General features: G+C 69.3%; 19 protein-coding genes and 1 pseudogene. 7 read left to right on the top strand and 13 right to left on the bottom strand.

The features are described from left to right. The first annotated feature begins 45 nt into the window (after nt 1–45). The 6 genes from HUG10_RS03090 (at nt 46) to HUG10_RS03115 (ending at nt 6,248) form a co-directional block, all read left to right on the top strand. Entirely contained in the window at nt 46–1,074 is a 1,029-nt protein-coding gene (locus HUG10_RS03090; protein ID WP_179168158.1) for a ribose 1,5-bisphosphate isomerase, read from the top strand. Then, nucleotides 1,075–1,947 (top strand): carbohydrate kinase family protein, encoded by an 873-nt coding sequence (locus HUG10_RS03095; RefSeq protein ID WP_179168159.1) that lies wholly within the window; start codon nt 1,075–1,077, stop codon nt 1,945–1,947. Nucleotides 1,948–2,069: 122 nt separating this feature from the next. Next, nucleotides 2,070–3,614, top strand: a complete 1,545-nt coding sequence (locus tag HUG10_RS03100) for an acyl-CoA carboxylase subunit beta (protein WP_179170982.1) — start codon at nt 2,070–2,072, stop codon at nt 3,612–3,614. Further along, entirely contained in the window at nt 3,614–3,871 is a 258-nt protein-coding gene (locus HUG10_RS03105) for an acc operon protein (protein ID WP_179168160.1), read from the top strand. Before HUG10_RS03100 ends, HUG10_RS03105 begins: the two co-directional genes overlap by 1 nt. 119 nt (nt 3,872–3,990) lie before the next feature. After that, nucleotides 3,991–5,787: an acetyl-CoA carboxylase biotin carboxylase subunit gene (locus HUG10_RS03110; RefSeq protein WP_179168161.1), complete on the top strand. Its 1,797-nt coding sequence runs from the start codon at nt 3,991–3,993 to the stop codon at nt 5,785–5,787. A gap of 224 nt (nt 5,788–6,011) precedes the next feature. Then, nucleotides 6,012–6,248 carry a DUF4242 domain-containing protein gene (locus HUG10_RS03115; RefSeq protein WP_246310208.1) on the top strand — a complete coding sequence of 79 codons (237 nt, stop codon included), beginning with the start codon at nt 6,012–6,014 and terminating at the stop codon, nt 6,246–6,248. 344 nt (nt 6,249–6,592) lie between these two features. On the opposite strand, the gene HUG10_RS03120 is transcribed toward HUG10_RS03115, so the two are convergent. From HUG10_RS03120 to HUG10_RS03175, 12 genes and pseudogenes are all read right to left on the bottom strand, one after another. Next, nucleotides 6,593–7,759, bottom strand: coding sequence for a DUF63 family protein (locus HUG10_RS03120; protein ID WP_179168162.1), 1,167 nt, complete (start codon nt 7,757–7,759; stop codon nt 6,593–6,595). A gap of 98 nt (nt 7,760–7,857) precedes the next feature. Further along, nucleotides 7,858–8,055 carry a 30S ribosomal protein S17e gene (locus HUG10_RS03125; protein WP_179168163.1) on the bottom strand — a complete coding sequence of 66 codons (198 nt, stop codon included), beginning with the start codon at nt 8,053–8,055 and terminating at the stop codon, nt 7,858–7,860. A 65-nt stretch (nt 8,056–8,120) separates the two neighbouring features. Continuing rightward, entirely contained in the window at nt 8,121–8,756 is a 636-nt protein-coding gene (locus HUG10_RS03130; protein WP_179168164.1) for a DUF447 domain-containing protein, read from the bottom strand. Continuing rightward, complete coding sequence (locus HUG10_RS03135; RefSeq protein ID WP_179168165.1) at nt 8,753–9,580, bottom strand: triphosphoribosyl-dephospho-CoA synthase; 828 nt, start codon at nt 9,578–9,580, stop codon at nt 8,753–8,755. The genes HUG10_RS03130 and HUG10_RS03135 overlap by 4 nt, the downstream gene beginning before the upstream one ends. Then, nucleotides 9,577–10,398, bottom strand: a complete 822-nt coding sequence (locus tag HUG10_RS03140) for a tRNA-dihydrouridine synthase (protein ID WP_179168166.1) — start codon at nt 10,396–10,398, stop codon at nt 9,577–9,579. The genes HUG10_RS03135 and HUG10_RS03140 overlap by 4 nt, the downstream gene beginning before the upstream one ends. Next, complete coding sequence (gene cofD, locus HUG10_RS03145) at nt 10,398–11,387, bottom strand: 2-phospho-L-lactate transferase (protein ID WP_179168167.1); 990 nt, start codon at nt 11,385–11,387, stop codon at nt 10,398–10,400. Before cofD ends, HUG10_RS03140 begins: the two co-directional genes overlap by 1 nt. A 150-nt stretch (nt 11,388–11,537) precedes the next feature. Beyond that, nucleotides 11,538–11,744: a TOBE domain-containing protein gene (locus tag HUG10_RS03150; protein ID WP_179168168.1), complete on the bottom strand. Its 207-nt coding sequence runs from the start codon at nt 11,742–11,744 to the stop codon at nt 11,538–11,540. Nucleotides 11,745–11,852: 108 nt separating this feature from the next. Then, complete coding sequence (gene ndk, locus HUG10_RS03155) at nt 11,853–12,335, bottom strand: nucleoside-diphosphate kinase (protein WP_179168169.1); 483 nt, start codon at nt 12,333–12,335, stop codon at nt 11,853–11,855. Between the two features lie 11 nt (nt 12,336–12,346). Next, nucleotides 12,347–12,508, bottom strand: a pseudogene (locus HUG10_RS03160) (50S ribosomal protein L24e); the annotation flags it as partial. Nucleotides 12,509–12,511: 3 nt separating this feature from the next. Further along, the gene (locus HUG10_RS03165) at nt 12,512–12,736 is read right to left on the bottom strand and encodes a 30S ribosomal protein S28e (RefSeq protein ID WP_179168171.1); all 225 of its coding nucleotides are present in this window, start codon (nt 12,734–12,736) and stop codon (nt 12,512–12,514) included. Between the two features lie 6 nt (nt 12,737–12,742). Then, nucleotides 12,743–13,105, bottom strand: a complete 363-nt coding sequence (gene rpl7ae / locus HUG10_RS03170) for a 50S ribosomal protein L7Ae (RefSeq protein ID WP_179168172.1) — start codon at nt 13,103–13,105, stop codon at nt 12,743–12,745. A 205-nt stretch (nt 13,106–13,310) separates the two neighbouring features. Next, entirely contained in the window at nt 13,311–14,030 is a 720-nt protein-coding gene (locus HUG10_RS03175) for a cyclase family protein (protein WP_179168173.1), read from the bottom strand. A gap of 119 nt (nt 14,031–14,149) precedes the next feature. Here HUG10_RS03175 and HUG10_RS03180 point away from each other — a divergent pair, with 119 nt between their 5' ends. Then, the gene (locus HUG10_RS03180) at nt 14,150–14,314 is read left to right on the top strand and encodes a hypothetical protein (protein ID WP_179168174.1); all 165 of its coding nucleotides are present in this window, start codon (nt 14,150–14,152) and stop codon (nt 14,312–14,314) included. Here the strand turns inward: HUG10_RS03180 and HUG10_RS03185 are convergent. Next, complete coding sequence (locus HUG10_RS03185; RefSeq protein ID WP_179168175.1) at nt 14,311–15,045, bottom strand: GNAT family N-acetyltransferase; 735 nt, start codon at nt 15,043–15,045, stop codon at nt 14,311–14,313. The two genes, HUG10_RS03180 and HUG10_RS03185, sit on opposite strands and share 4 nt — an antisense overlap. Between the last annotated feature and the right edge of the window lie 84 nt (nt 15,046–15,129).

Below are 15,129 nucleotides of genomic sequence, written 5' to 3' on the forward strand. Positions count from 1 at the left end.
CTGGGACCCCATGACTCAAGAGCGCCCACACCCAAGTCGAGGGACATGACCACGACCGCCGACACCGACCTCAGCGAGTCGGTCGAGGAGACGGCGGAGGCCATCGCGACGATGGAGACCCGCGGCGCCGCGACCATCGCCGACGCCGCGGCAGTCGCCCTCGCGGAGCAGGCGCGCGCCGTCGACGCCGCCGACCCCGAGGAGTTCCGCGCGACGATGCGCGCCGCCGGGCGACGGCTGTACGACACCCGCCCGACGGCCGTGTCGCTGCCGAACTCGCTCCGGTACGTCCTCGGGCGGATGGAGGGCGACACGGTCGGGCAACTCCGGTCGTCCGTCACGACCGCGGCGGCCGACTTCTCGCGGCGGCTCGAGACCGCACAGGACGAACTCGGCCGGATCGGCGCGAACCGGCTCCGCGACGGCGACACGATCATGACCCACTGCCACTCGACGGACGCGCTGTCGTGCGTGCGGGCCGCGGTCGAGCAGGGCAAGGAGATCTCGGCCATCGTGAAGGAGACCCGACCCCGGCGGCAGGGGCACATCACCGCGACCGAGCTCCGGAAGATGGGCGTCCCGGTGGTGCTCATCGTCGACTCCGCCGCCCGTCGGTACCTCGACGAGACCGACCACGTGCTCGTCGGCGCCGACGCCATCGCCGCCGACGGCAGCGTCATCAACAAGATCGGCACCTCCGGGCTGGCCGTGAACGCCCGCGAGCGCGGCGTGCCCATCATGGTCGCCGCACAGACCATCAAGCTCCACCCGGACACCCTCACCGGCCACACCGTCGAGATCGAGATGCGCGAGGAGGAGGAGGTGATCTCGGCGGACGAGCGCGCGGAACTGGGCGACCTGACGGTCGAGAACCCGGCGTTCGACGTGACGCCGCCGCGCTACCTCGACGCCATCGTCACCGAGAGCGGGCAGTTCCCGCCCGAGAGCGTCGTCACGCTGATGCGCGAACTGTTCGGCGAGTCCGCGACCCGACCGTGGGAGGAGCCGGAGTCGACCGATGGAGCGGGTGAAGCCGCCGAGCCGCGCGTCGACGAGCGGACGGAGCCGCGGTAGATGCAGGCGCTCTGTGCGGGCCACGTCAACTGGGACGTGACCCTTCGGGTGGACAACCTCCCGGCGCCCGACGGCGAGGTGACGATCGAGGAACAGCACCAGGCCGGCGGCGGCAGCGCGGCGAACGTGGCGGTCAACCTCGAGCGACTGAACCACGACGCGTCGCTGTTCGGCTCCGTCGGAAGCGACGAGTCCGGGCGGTTCGCGCGACGCGAACTCGCTGAGGCCGGGGTGGAGACCCACCTCGTCGAATCAGACGGCGAGACGGCCGTAAAGTACCTCGTGGTCGACGGGGACGGCGAGGTGATGATGCTGTCCAACCGGGGCGAGAACGAGGCGTTCGTCGCGGAGGACCTGCCCTCCGAGGCGCTCGACGTGGACCTGCTTCACCTCACGAACCAGCCCCCCGCGGTGGCGGCGGCGCTCGCCCGACGGGGGCGTGAGGCCGGCGCCAGGGTCAGTTTCTCCCCCGGTCGGCGGTTCGCGGACCGCGACTTCTCGACGACGCTCCCCCTCGCAGACCTCGTCTTCCTCAACGAACTCGAGGCCGCCGCGCTGGTGGAGGGCGCCGGAATGGACGCGCTCAGGGAGGGTGCGCGCCTCGTCGTCACCAGGGGTGCCGACGGCGCGGAGATTCGGGTCGACGGCCGCTCGTACACCCACGAGGGGTTCCACATCGACCCGCTCGACACGACCGGTGCGGGCGACGCGTTCGCGTCGGGCTTCCTCGCGGCGCGGGCGGACGGGGCGGGCTACGAGCGTGCGCTCGCCGTGGCGAACGCCTGTGGCGCCGTCGCCTCCGGCGCCGTTGGTGCGCGCGCCGACCTGTCCTGGGAGGCCATCGAGGCGCTCCTCGCGGAGCAGACGGCCTGAGCGACCACCCAGTCGACCGCTGGACGAGTTCACACAAGTCGCTGCCCGTTACGGAATCCTTTTTGTGTGGCTGACCGCACCTCCCCCCAACGAATGTCCACGAAGGGTGGTCCGCGATGACGATGGAGGACCGCATCGAGGAACTCCGGGAGCGGCGGGAAGAGGCGCTCCTCGGCGGCGGCGAGGACCGCATCGAGCGCCAGCACGAGAAGGGGAAGATGACGGCGCGCGAGCGGATCGACTACTTCCTCGACGACGGCACCTTCCACGAGTTCGACCAGTTCCGGACCCACGACACGCACACGTTCGGGATGGAGGAACAGCAGATCTACGGCGACGGGGTCGTCACGGGCTACGGCGAGGTGAACGGTCGGAAGACGTTCGTGTTCGCCCACGACTTCACCGTCTTCGGCGGGTCGCTCGGCGAGGTGTTCGCCGAGAAGGTCTGCAAGGTGATGGACAAGGCGATGGACGTCGGCGCGCCAGTCGTCGGGCTCAACGATTCGGCGGGCGCCCGCATCCAGGAGGGCGTCGGCTCGCTCGCCGGCTACGCCGAGATCTTCCGGCGGAACACGGAGGCGTCCGGGGTCATCCCCCAGCTGTCGGCCATCATGGGGCCCTGTGCCGGCGGCGCGGTGTACTCGCCGGCCATCACAGACTTCGTCTTCATGGTGAAGGACAGCAGCCACATGTTCATCACCGGCCCGGAGGTCATCAAGACCGTCACGGGCGAGGAGGTCTCCTTCGAGGAACTCGGCGGGGCGACAACCCACGCATCGACCTCCGGCGTCGCCCACTTCGCCGAGGAGAGCGAGGAGGACGCGCTCGACCACATGCGCCGCCTGCTGTCCTACCTCCCGCAGAACAACGTCGAGGACCCGCCGCGCGTCGAGCCGTGGGACGACCCGGAGCGCGCCGACGAGGAGCTCAACTCCATCGTCCCCGACCAGCCGCGCAAGCCCTACGACATGACGAACGTCGTGGACCGCGTCGTCGACGAGGGGTCGTTCTTCGAGACGCACGCGGACTTCGCGAAGAACATCGTCACCGGGTTCGGCCGCCTCGACGGTCACAGCATCGGCATCGTCGCGAACCAGCCGCGCGTGAACGCCGGGACGCTGGACATCGAGTCCAGCGAGAAGGGCGCGCGGTTCGTCCGCTTCTGCGACGCGTTCAACGTCCCCATCCTCACGTTCGTGGACGTGCCGGGCTTCATGCCCGGCACCGACCAGGAGCACAACGGCATCATCCGCCACGGCGCGAAGTTGCTGTACGCGTACTCCGAAGCGACGGTGCCGCTGCTCACCGTCATCACGCGGAAGGCGTACGGCGGCGCCTACGACGTGATGGCCTCGAAGCACATCGGCGGCGACGTGAACTACGCGTGGCCGAGCGCCGAGATCGCCGTGATGGGTCCACAGGGCGCGGTCAACATCCTCTACTCGGACGAACTTGCGGAGGCCGACGATCCCGACGCACGCCGCGACGAACTCATCGACGAGTACCGCGAGGAGTTCGCGAACCCCTACACCGCGGCCGACAAGGGGTTCATCGACGACGTGCTCGAACCGCCGCAGACCCGTCCGCGGCTCGTCGACGATCTGGAGATGCTGAAGTCGAAGCGCGACTCGCTCCCCGACAAGAAGCACGGCAACATCCCCATCTGATGGACCCCGAGGACCTCGACATCCCCGAATCCGCCGACGACCGGGAGGCAGCCGCCATCGCGGCCGCCGTGAGCGCCCACCTCCGCGACCAGGAGGCAGCGGCCGCGGCGGCCGCCGCATCCGACGTCGAGACGTGGGACGGCAAGCGCTGGGCGTTCGCCGGACGGATCGCGTCGCTGCAGCCGTGCGCCAAGCGGGTTCCCGACGGCGCGCCCACCGACGCCTGGGCCGCGTCGGGTCGGACGGACCGGTTCTGAACCGTCGGCGTCGAGTCGGTCCGCGTTCTCCCCTCGCCTCGCACGTCGAGAAGGTTCACGGATGGACCCGACTCGAACCGACGGTTTGAGTAGGCGTACCCGGGTACCATCCCCCAGGAATGTTCGACAAGGTGCTCGTCGCGAACCGCGGGGAGATCGCGGTGCGCGTGATGCGAGCCTGCGAGGAACTGGGCATCGACACCGTGGCCGTCTACTCCGAGGCCGACAAACACTCGGGGCACGTCCGCTACGCCGACGAGGCGTACAACGTCGGACCCGCACGGGCCGCCGACTCCTACCTCGACCAGGACGCAGTCGTCGACGCCGCGGAACAGGCCGGCGCGGACGCGATCCACCCCGGCTACGGCTTCCTCGCCGAGAACGCCGACTTCGCCGAGAAGGTCGAGGGGACCGACGGCATCACGTGGGTCGGCCCGTCCAGCGACGCGATGGAGACGCTCGGCGAGAAGACCAAGGCCCGCAAGGTGATGCAGTCGGCCGACGTCCCAATCGTCCCCGGCACCACCGACCCCGCCGAGTCTGCCGACGAGGTCCGCGAGTTCGGCGACGAGTACGGCTACCCGATCGCCATCAAGGCGGAGGGCGGCGGCGGCGGCCGCGGGATGAAGGTCGTCGAGTCCGCGGACGAGGCCGACGAACAGTTCGAGTCGGCCAAGCGCGAGGGCGAGGCGTACTTCTCGAACGACTCCGTCTACCTCGAGCGGTACCTCGAGTCCCCGCGCCACATCGAAGTCCAGATCCTCGCGGACCACCACGGCAACGTCCGCCACCTCGGCGAGCGCGACTGCTCGCTCCAGCGCCGCCACCAGAAGGTCGTCGAGGAGGGTCCCTCGCCGGCGCTCTCCGACGACCTCCGCGAGCGCATCGGCGAGGCGGCCAGACGCGGCGTCAGCGAGGCCGACTACACGAACGCGGGGACGGTCGAGTTCCTGGTCGAGGACGGCGAATTCTTCTTCCTCGAGGTCAACACCCGTATCCAGGTCGAGCACACCGTCACGGAGGAGCTGACGGGCATCGACATCGTGAAGGAACAGCTCCGGGTCGCCGCCGGCGAGGAACTCGCCTTCTCGCAGGACGACGTCGACCTCGAGGGCCACGCGATGGAGTTCCGAATCAACGCGGAGAACGCCGCGAACGACTTCTCGCCCGCCACCAGCGGGTCGCTCGACGTGTACGACCCGCCGGGCGGCATCGGGGTCCGGATGGACGACGCGCTCCGACAGGGCGACGACCTCGTCACCGACTACGACTCGATGATCGCGAAGCTGATCGTCTGGGGCGCCGACCGCGAGGAGTGCTTCGCGCGCTCGAGGCGGGCGCTCGCCGAGTACGAGATCGACGGCGTCGTGACGATCATCCCGTTCCACCGGCTGATGCTGGAGGACGAACGCTTCGTCGAGGGGACCCACACGACGAACTACCTCGACGAGGAACTCGACCGCGAACGCGTGGCCGAGGCCCAGGAGAAGTGGGGAACCGAGGGCGAATCGGACGGGGAGGGGGACGGGGAGGTCACCGAGCGCGACTTCACGGTCGAGGTGAACGGGAAGCGCTTCGAGGTGAGCCTCGAGGAGCGCGGCGCGCCGGCCGTGCCGAACCCGTCGGGCGGGAGCGGTGCCGGGCGGATGGAGCGCCCCGACGTCGCGGAGGAGTCCGAGGACGAGGTCGTCATCGAGGGCGACGGCGAGACGATCGCCGCCGAGATGCAGGGGACCATCCTCTCGGTCGACGTCGCGGAGGGCGACGAGGTGACCGCCGGCGACGTGGTGTGCGTGCTGGAGGCGATGAAGATGGAGAACGACGTCGTCGCGGACCGCGGCGGCGTCGTGAGCCAGGTGCTCGTCGCCGAGGGCGACAGCGTCGACATGGGCGACCCGCTCGTCGTGCTGGAGTAGTTCGGAACGGAACCACTCCTGACGCTCCGGCGGTACTTATCGGATCGTTCTCGAAGACGCCGTCGAGCGACCGACGGCCGTTACTCTCGACGTACTTGAAGGGAACTAGTCTGTAGAGAGACCTGCGAACAGTACACTCCGGAGGAGGGTAGCCGACTGAGTATAAAGTGGGAAACACGGCTATCACCGAGCCATTCGTGTTATCGGTTGTCATGCCTCTGTATATGGACGTACACAAAGACGTCGACGCGAGCGTCGAAGAGGTCATCGAGGCGCACAAGAAGGACGTCGAAGTTCAAGGCGAACACGGGGTAGAATACAAGCGGTACTGGGTGGACGAAGACGAGGGGACCGTCTTCTGTCTCTTCGAAGGGCCGAGCAAGGAAGCGGGCGAGAAAGTCCACGAAGAGGCACACGGCCTCACCGCGGACGAGATCCACGAAGTGAGAGAGGGCGAATAACCGTCGCTGGCCTTACGAACGGTATCGGTCGGTCGTGAAACGGGACTCGCAGGCCCTGAATCAGGGTCCTTGCCTCGTTTCTCACCCCTCACGGTGAACCGTGCCTTTCCGACACCCGTCCGTTCAGTACCGGGCGATTCTTCCCGTAAGGACTTCTAGGTAACCCCGTCTGTGAATCGAGCGTCGACGAGGTGGGGAGCATCCACGAGCGAAGCGAGCGGTTCACCACTGGTGTGGGTGTTCCACCCCGCGGCAACGAAATTATCGGGGCCGACCGGTTTCGGCGGTTCGAGGATCGAGCGCCGAAGGCGCGTGCGACGAGGATCCCGTCAAGAGAGGCCGGGTTAGATCCCGAACGTCGCGCGGAGCATGTCCCGCGTCCCGGGGCCCATCCCGACGGCAGTCACGGCGACGAGGAGCAGCACCGAGTAGCGGGGCGACTCCTCGAACATCTCCCGCTCGAAGATGGCGAGCACGGCGACCGCCGCGACGAGTTTCACGAGGAGGAACGGCCAGGCGTCGCCGAGCGTGGCGAGGACCACCTGGGGGAACGTCGACTGTGCGATGTTCACGATTCCCTCGTTCACCGGGTGCTTCGGGACGAGGTTCCCGTTCACGCCCGGCGGCTGCGGGACGAAGCCGCCCCCGTAGACGAGCGCCGACATCCAGTTGAGGCCGACGACGTTCGCAGCCCCGTCGAGCGCGTGGGCGGCGAGGACGACGACGCCGGCCGTCCCGGTGCCCTGGTGGATCCACGGCACGTACCGCTTGGTGACGTACCACGTTCCGGCCGTCGTGACCGCGGTGAGCGCGAGAGAGGCCACCAGCACCTGCGGGTGGAACGTGACCGGCCCGACGCCCCCCAGTGCGAGCGCGAACAGGTAGCCGACGGTGAGGACGTTCAGCCCGACGCCGACCCACAGCAACGCTCGATCGTGATCGGCGACGACGCCGCGGCGGGCGAGTCCGACCGCGGCGACGATGGCGACGAGCGCGAGCGCGAAGACGGTGAAGTAGATGATCGGCGAGATGAACAGCGTGTCCCAGGGGTACGGGAACAGCGAGTCGCCGAGCGCGTTGTCGGCGTCCTCGAGGACGCGGAGCGCCCCGCCGAAGACGAAGAACGGGACAAGCGCGTAGAAGAAGTCGACGTCGCCGCCGAGGTCGAGTTCGCGGAGGAGGAGCACCAGCCCCGCGAGCGCCACCAGCAGGACGACGACGTAGCCGACCTCCGAGACGAGCGTGTAGCCGGGATAGGCTACCGGTTCCGCCGCGGACTGGCAGGCGGCGGCCGAGTCCAGATACGCCGTCTCGCCCCCCTCACGAACGGCGCAGTACGCGTTGTTCGCGTCGGCCTGCACCGGCCCCCAGAAGTAGTGCCAGACGAATCCGTCGTACACCGTTCGCGGGAACAACAGACAGCCGAGGACGAGCGCGACGACGCCGCCCCCGACCGAGAGCAGGTAGGCGCGCACGGGTGTCGTCCCGAGCGCGTCCGCGAGTCGTGACATACCGGACCGGCGGCGGCCTCATCGTTGAAACTGTCGGTCGTGGGTCAGTGCCGGTGGCGGTCGCTGGCGGTCGCCGGGGTCGAAGCGAGAAGAACCGATTACGCCGCGTTCGCGGCCGCGCTGGCCTTCTTCCGCGTGATGTAGCCCGCGATCCGGTTTCGGACCGACTTGGACTCGACGTTCGTGAGCGTCGTGACGCTCTCCTTGTTCGTCTCGAAGTCCTGGTTGAACGACTGCGGATACTGCTCGAGCAGTACCTTCGCGAGCTGCTTGACGTACTTCGGTTTGATCGCCATGTGCATACGGTCGCCGGACGCGAACTAAAAGCGTTCGGAACGCTCATCGCGTTTCCCGGGCCGGTTCATCGGCGCTCCCGCCATCCGGTCGCCGCGGAGAGCGATTCGAACGCATCCCGCTCCCGGCGCCCGCCGCATCGCTCCACCACGTCGGCGAAGTAGACGAGGCGGTCAAGGAGTTCGTCCGTGTCGTAGCCGTCCACGTCGAGCCGTGAGGCCGCCACCGTCGCCTCCACGACGGCGGCGAACCCCCGGTCGATGGTCCGGACGCCCTCGCATACGACCGAGGACTCGACGGGTCGGAGGTGCCAGTCGATCCACTCGGTGTCCCCGTCCTCGCCGGCACCCACCTGCTCGACGGCGACTCTGACCCACGCGTCTGCGGAGTCGAGGACGGGCTCGGGCTCCTCGCGGACGGTCACCGCCGCGTCGACGAAGTCCCGGGGGTCCGTGACGAACTGCACGACGCCCCCGCCCCGCGCCGCGAAGTTCCGGGCGGTTCTTGTCCGGCCCCACGTCCGTGCTCGGACCGGTTCGCTGGCCCGACGGCCGTCCGCGGCCGGCGCATGGAGTCCCAGGGCCGCGACGTTCCAGAGGTCGTTCGGACCGAGCGTCGCGACGACGGACTCGGTGACGCCCGCGAGGTCGACGGGCCACTCCGCGTCCGCGACGTCGCCCACATCATGGCCCTCCTCGCTCACGGCTCCACCCCCCGTTCGAGCGCGACGAACAGCGCCGCGGCCGTGAGGTCGGCCGTCGTCCCCGGGTTGATCCCCCGGGCGACCAGTTCGTCGGCCCACTCCTCCGCCTCGGCCCGCGAGTCGATCCTCCCGGCGCGCTGCCACACCTCGCGTGCGACCGTCTCCCCGTGCTGCGTCCGGACGAGCGTGTCCTCGGTCTCCGCGAGCAGATCGAGGAACGCCCTCGCGGCGCGGTCGGTGATGGGCCCCTCGTCCGCCGCGATCGATTCGGCGGCACGGAACGTTCGTGGGAACCCTTCGTGCCACTCGCGGGCGTTCGCGTCGTCCTCCGAGCGTGCCATCACGTCCAGGAGGGTGAGGTCGCGTTCGCGGAGCGTCGGGACCGCGTCGGCGCCCCGGTGGACGTCCAGCGCGTCCATCCCCTTCGGCGGGTCGCCGACGGCGACGTCGACGTGCTCGAACGCGCGGTAGAAGCCGGCGGCGTCCGCCACGGTCGTCGACTCGCACACCTCCCCGACGCCGCGAGGCGAGAGGTCGCCGGCGGTCGCGGCCTTCACCAGCGGGACGAGGAGGAGCAGGCAGCCAAACTGCGTGTTCCCGCCGGACTGCTCGCTCATTCCGAGCACTGCGGTCTCGAACGCATCCCCAATGGGTGCGCCGTCCTCGGCGAGTTCGAGCCCCTCGCGCGCGCCGACTGCCCCCGCGAGGAAGTGTTCGAAGCGGAGCGTCTCGAGGTCGCAGCGACGGTCCACGTTCCCCGGTTTCGGGGTCCCCGCGACCTCGAGCAGCAGCGCGAGTTCGGCGTTCGCCGCCGGCCCCCTCACCGCCGGACCTCCCGCCCCGACGCCGACGGTCGCGGTCGCCCGCCTCCTTCCTCTCCTCCTCCGCCACCCTCTCCACTGTTCTCGGAGAACCACTCGTCGACGGCCCGCCGGACCTGCCGGAGCACGCACGGGTCGTCGCTCGGCCGGCCGACGCTCACTGCGTCGGCGCCGTACGCGAAGTACTCCCGCGCCGCCTCCGCATTTCGGACGCCGTTGTTGGCGACGAGGAAGGTGTCGGGCGCCGCGTCGGCCACCTCCGCGATGATCCCCTCCGAATCCATCGCGTCGACGTGTACTGCGTCCGCGCCGGCGGCCGCGAGCGCGCGAGCCGTCTCAGGGAGGTCGATGCCCGGGACCTCGGCGCGGACCTTCACCGAAACGAGGGCGCCGGTCTCGCTCGCGGCCGCGACGTACTCCGCGAGTCGGTCGGTGTCACGGAGCAGCGTCTCGCCGCAGCCGACGTCACAGAGCTCCGCCTGACGACAGTGGGCGTTCACCTCGAGGATCGCGTCGTGTTCGGCACAGATGCGCCCGGCCTCCCGGACCGGACCCGCCGTCGCGCTCCGGACGTTCACGGCCGGCCGGAGGTCGGCCCCCGCGAGCGCGGCGAGTTCGTCGTCGATCCACCCGAGCGGATCGGGTGGGAGGAACTCGGTCCGGTCGCGGTCGGCGACCATCTCCCGGGCGGCGTCCCTGCTCGGTCCGTCGAGGGCGATGCCGCCGAGGAACGCCGCGCCGGCGAACCCCTCACCCCGTCGCGCCCACTCGTGGTCGGACTCGCCCGAGAGCGACGCGAGCGCCACGCGGGGCTCGAACATCAGACGGCCTCCAGCGCGGCCTCGCAGGCGCGGGCGACGCGCTCCGCGTCCGCCTCGTCGTCGATCCGGGTGTCGGTCCGGACGGTCGGTCGGTCGAGGTCCGTCCCGTCCTCGTCGTCGAGCACGAACGCGTCGGCGAAGGGGTACGCCTCGGCGACGCCCGCGGTGCTCGGCTCGTAGCCGATGCCCCGCATGAGGTCGGGGGCCGGCCCCGAGAACGCCTCGTCCTCGACGAAGGGGGAGACTGCGACCACGCGCGTGTCGCGCAGTGCGTCCTCTATTCCGGGGACGGCGAGCATCGGACCGATGCTGGTGACCGGGTTCGATGGGCCGACGATCACGTCGTCCGCGAGGGCCTCGAGCGCCGCGTCGGCCGGGGTCGCCTCCACCGCGCCGCGGAACTCCACGTCCTCGACGGTCGGCTCTCCGCGCTCGGCTACCCAGAACTCCTGGAAGTGCAGTTCGCCGTCGGGCGTGTGGACGATGCTCGCCACGGGGTCTTCGCTCATCGGAACGAGGTCGACGGCCAGGTCGAACGCGTCCGCGAGCGTCCGCGTGACCTCGGTGAGCGTGTGGCCCTCGTCGAGCAGCGAGGTGCGGGTGACGTGGACCGCGCGGTCGCGGTCGCCGATCTCCATGAACTCCGCGACCCCGGAGAAGCGGCGCCAGCGCGCGATGTCACGTCCGGCGGTCTGCGCCTCGTCTGGGAGGTACCGCGGGCCGCCTTCGAGGCCGGCGGCCTCGGCCAGGCGCGAGAGTTCCCGGTGGGTCTCGGTCGTGTCGTCGGTGATCCCCCACCACCGTTCGCGGTCGAGGACGCCGCCGCCGGCGAACAGCACCGTGTCGATGTCCGGGCAGACGAGGTGCCCGCCGAGTTCCACGTCGTCGCCGGTGTTGCCGACGACGACGGTGTCCTCGGGGGCGAAGACGGGGGCGGCACCCTCCAGCAGCTTCGGCGTGCCGGTGCCGCCGGCGAGGAACGTGGCCATGTGCGATACGTGGTGGCGGGGGGACTTGGACCCTTCCGATACCGGCGGTCGCCGGCCGACGACGCGACTGCTCGACGTGGGAACGCTCTCGACCGGGTACGGCTGGGACGTTCCTCAGATAGTGGATCGCCCGGTGCGGACGGCGGCGACTCAGGCGTCGACCATCACCTCGGTCGCCTTGACGACCGCCGTCGCCTCGGAACCCTCCTCGATGCCGAGCCGTTCGACGGAGTTCGCCGTGATGACGGACGTGACCTCCTGTCCGTCGTCGAGTTCGATCGTCACCTCGGCCGTCAGGCCGGACGTCTCGACGTTCGTGACGGTGCCGGTCAGCCGATTGCGTGCGCTGAGGGTCACGCGCTCGCGTACGGACGCGAGAACCGTAAATCGGGGTGAGAATTTAGACGTGAGGAGAGGTGGCCGTCACTCGGCGTCGGATCGCAAAGAACGGAGCCGCGAGTCGGATCAGTGGTCGCCGACGTCCTCGTACACCCACTCCGCGGTGCCGAGGTCCCAGTCGACGAGTTCGTCGTCGTCGAAGAAGAGGGCGATCTCGCGCTCGTTCGCACCCTCGTCCTCGTGGTCCGAGCCGTGGATGACGTTCTGGCCGAGGTCGAGCCCGAAGTCGCCGCGGATGGTTCCCGGGGCCGACTCGGCGGGATCGGTCTCGCCCATCATTCCGCGGACCTGCCGCGTCGCGTCCGCGCCCTCCCAGACCATCGCGAAGACGGGTCCGGAGGTGATGAACTCGACGAGGCCCTCGAAGAACGGCTTGCCCTCGTGCTCGCCGTAGTGCTCGTGGGCGAGCTCCTCGTCGATCCGCATGAACTTCCCGCCGACGAGCTTCAGGCCGCGGTCCTCGAAACGGGAGACGATCTCGCCGATGAGGCCGCGCTGGACGCCGTCGGGCTTGACCATGACGAAGGTGCGCTCGTCGTGGTGGCTCATTCGCTCCCCGCCTCGGTCCACTCGAGATCGCGGGCCTCGCGCCCGAGATCCGCGTTCTTCTCGCACTTCGCGGAGCAGAAGTGCGTGATGCTCCCGTTCGTGTGGACGAACATCGTGCCCGTGCCGGGTTCGATGTCCGCGCCGCAGTAGTCGCAGTCTCGATGCTGTGGCATTGGTTACTGACCTCCGATGGAGTCCGCGTCCCGCTGGGTCTCGCGCAGCTGGAGGATGTCCCCCTCCCGCACGGGACCGAGGACGTTCCGCGTGATGATGCGGCCCTGGTTGTCGCCCTCCTGGATGCGGCACTTGACCTGCATGGCCTCGCCGTGCATCCCGGTCTTGCCGACGATCTCGATGACCTCGGCGGGCGTGGAGCCGCTCTCTTGTTCTTCAGCCGACATGGTGGGTTACCGGAGTTCCTCGACCTTGTCCGAGATGTCCTCGACGTCGTCGTCGGCGTCGCCGGCGTCGACGATCGCGGCGGCGGCCGAGCCGACTTCGAGACCGGCCGCGTGGCCGACGTCGTCCTGGGTCTCGATGAAGACGTAGGCGATGCCCTTCTCCTCGCAGAGTTCGGGGAGGTGCATCACGATCTCCTCGGGGTCGACGTCCTCGGCGATGATGACGAGGTCGGCGTTGCCGCGCTCGACGGCCTTGGTCGTCTCGTTCGTTCCTTTCTTGACGGTTCCTGTGTCGCGGGCGACCTCGAGCGCGTCGAGGCTTCGCTCCGCGAGATCCGCGGGTACATCGTAGTCGACGTATACTGACATTTGTCTGGTCCTCCCTCCCGGCGGCTCGACTTCCCCGCCGCTGTAGATCCCTGACGACGGGGAGGGTCACGACCCCGGGAAGGTTGTACTTGCTCGGTAGTTCGGGTTGCCGTATAAACGCTTTCAATGTCTCCCGACCGTGTGACGGGGGTACACGGGGGTTCGCAGCACCGACTCGTCAACTCGCTGATGACGGTTCGTCGACTCACTCCGCCCCCCTAGTGCCCGTCTCGGCGACGACCCGCGCAGGTGCCCCGTCCGCGTCGACGCGGAGCGGAAACGCGGAGACCGTACATCGTTCCGGGAGGCGGCCGAGGCCGACCAGGTTCTCGAACACGAGCAACTCCGCCCCCAGGAGTGCGCGATGGGCTGGCGCTCCGTAGTCGCTGTAGTCGTCCCGGCGACCGTGAGCCCAGTTCCGGCGGTCGTGGTCGTCTTCCTCCTGACCGCCCCCACCGACTTCGGCGTTCGGGTCGGGGGTCGGGTCCGGGCTGAAACAGTCGAGGCCGACGGCCAACCCGCGACGGGCGCAGCGCTCCGCCGCCTCCCGCGAGAGGTACGGGTGTTCACGGTAGCGGTCCGTCCCCCAGTGTTCGTCCCAGCCGGTGTGGAACAGGACGAGGTCCACGCCGGCGTCCGGAACGGCCTCTGGCGTGATCACTCCTCGGGGTCCGAGGTTCGGCACGTCCACCACCCGAGCGCCGAACCGGAACGTGTCGAGGTCGAACTCGCCGAGGGTCGCCCCGTCCTCCAGGACGTGGCTCGGCGCGTCGACGTGGGTCCCGGCGTGGGTACCGAGTTCGAGCGCGGTCACCCGGTACCCGTCGGCGTCGGCGGTCGCGTGCGGGGTCACGCGGACCTCCGGGTCGCCTGGATACGTCGGCATCCCGTCCTCGACCTGTCGCGTGAGGTCGTACAGCGTCATCCGGGAGGGACGACGCGGTGCCCGAATAAAACGTCGGCTACCGTCAGCGGTGGCCGTGCTCGCGTGACCGATCGTCGATGGCGACACATCGATTACGGTCGGTCGAGAAGGGTGGACCGATGCCCGAATGCGCCGAGGACGGCTGCGAGGCGGTCGCCGCAGTCCGTCTCCACGTCCCCTGGGCGGCCGATCGGTCGGTCTGTACCGCCCACGCCAGGGCGCTCGTCCAGCAGGACGGCGTCGTGGCGGAGCCGCTGGCCGACGCGGACGGCGAGTGGCCCTAGTCGAGCCGTTTCGCCATCATCACCTCGTCCACGTACTCATCCTCGATGCGGTAGTGGTCCGACCTGACGGCCTCCGTCTCCCAGCCGTGGGCCTCGAGGAACGCGATGGCGTGCTCGTTCGTCGACGGGACGCTGTTGTACAGCTTCTCGAACCCCTGTTCCCCGGCCCACTCCTCGCCGCGTTCGAGGAGTCGTTCGCCGATCCCCTTCCCGCGGTACTCGGAGAGCAGGCCGACGGTGAGCACGGCGGTGTGGGAGAGCTTGCTGGCCTCCGGCAGGTCCAGGTGGACCCAGCCGACCACGTCGTCGTCCACGACCGCGACGAAGAACAGCCGCGAGCCGAGCTGGTTGTGCCGGAGGACGACCTCCTCGGACTCGATCACGTCGGCGACCGTCTCTGCCTCGATGTAGCTCCCGTCGCCGGCGACCCGCCGGATGACGTCAACGAGCCCCGAGAGGTCCTCCTGTCCGGCTTGCCGGATCATGTAGTCGACGCCGTCCGCGCTGTACTCCCTCGTCTCCTCCTCCCCGTAGGCGACGGTGATCTTCCCGTCCACACGGCGGACGTAGCCGTCGCGCTGCAACACCGTGACGTGGTGGCCGAACGCCGTGGGGTCCATGTTTAGAGCCCGTCGGGCGGCGTCCTCGCGAACGGTCCCGTGCTGTTCGACGTACTCGTACAGGTCCTGTCGGTCGCCGTCGTCGAACGAGAGTCGCTCGGTCAGCTCCATGATTAATGATAACAATTACCAGCACTTAACTGTGCGTGCCGAACGGTGCCGGCGAGGGGGTCCGTCGCCGTCAGCGTGACCGCC

Source organism: Halorarum halophilum (assembly GCF_013401515.1).
Lineage (GTDB): Archaea > Halobacteriota > Halobacteria > Halobacteriales > Haloferacaceae > Halorarum > Halorarum halophilum.

Excerpts from the sequence above, each read along its gene's own strand:
- HUG10_RS03090 (WP_179168158.1), top strand. The coding sequence starts at position 46 with ATGACCACGACCGCCGACACCGACCTCAGCGAGTCGGTCGAGGAGACG.
- HUG10_RS03095 (WP_179168159.1), top strand. The coding sequence starts at position 1,075 with ATGCAGGCGCTCTGTGCGGGCCACGTCAACTGGGACGTGACCCTTCGG.
- HUG10_RS03100 (WP_179170982.1), top strand. The coding sequence starts at position 2,070 with ATGGAGGACCGCATCGAGGAACTCCGGGAGCGGCGGGAAGAGGCGCTC.
- HUG10_RS03105 (WP_179168160.1), top strand. The coding sequence starts at position 3,614 with ATGGACCCCGAGGACCTCGACATCCCCGAATCCGCCGACGACCGGGAG.
- HUG10_RS03110 (WP_179168161.1), top strand. The coding sequence starts at position 3,991 with ATGTTCGACAAGGTGCTCGTCGCGAACCGCGGGGAGATCGCGGTGCGC.
- HUG10_RS03115 (WP_246310208.1), top strand. The coding sequence starts at position 6,012 with ATGGACGTACACAAAGACGTCGACGCGAGCGTCGAAGAGGTCATCGAG.
- HUG10_RS03120 (WP_179168162.1), bottom strand. The coding sequence starts at position 7,759 with ATGTCACGACTCGCGGACGCGCTCGGGACGACACCCGTGCGCGCCTAC.
- HUG10_RS03125 (WP_179168163.1), bottom strand. The coding sequence starts at position 8,055 with ATGGCGATCAAACCGAAGTACGTCAAGCAGCTCGCGAAGGTACTGCTC.
- HUG10_RS03140 (WP_179168166.1), bottom strand. The coding sequence starts at position 10,398 with ATGTTCGAGCCCCGCGTGGCGCTCGCGTCGCTCTCGGGCGAGTCCGAC.
- cofD (WP_179168167.1), bottom strand. The coding sequence starts at position 11,387 with ATGGCCACGTTCCTCGCCGGCGGCACCGGCACGCCGAAGCTGCTGGAG.
- ndk (WP_179168169.1), bottom strand. The coding sequence starts at position 12,335 with ATGAGCCACCACGACGAGCGCACCTTCGTCATGGTCAAGCCCGACGGC.
- HUG10_RS03165 (WP_179168171.1), bottom strand. The coding sequence starts at position 12,736 with ATGTCGGCTGAAGAACAAGAGAGCGGCTCCACGCCCGCCGAGGTCATC.
- rpl7ae (WP_179168172.1), bottom strand. The coding sequence starts at position 13,105 with ATGTCAGTATACGTCGACTACGATGTACCCGCGGATCTCGCGGAGCGA.
- HUG10_RS03175 (WP_179168173.1), bottom strand. The coding sequence starts at position 14,030 with ATGACGCTGTACGACCTCACGCGACAGGTCGAGGACGGGATGCCGACG.
- HUG10_RS03180 (WP_179168174.1), top strand. The coding sequence starts at position 14,150 with ATGCCCGAATGCGCCGAGGACGGCTGCGAGGCGGTCGCCGCAGTCCGT.
- HUG10_RS03185 (WP_179168175.1), bottom strand. The coding sequence starts at position 15,045 with ATGGAGCTGACCGAGCGACTCTCGTTCGACGACGGCGACCGACAGGAC.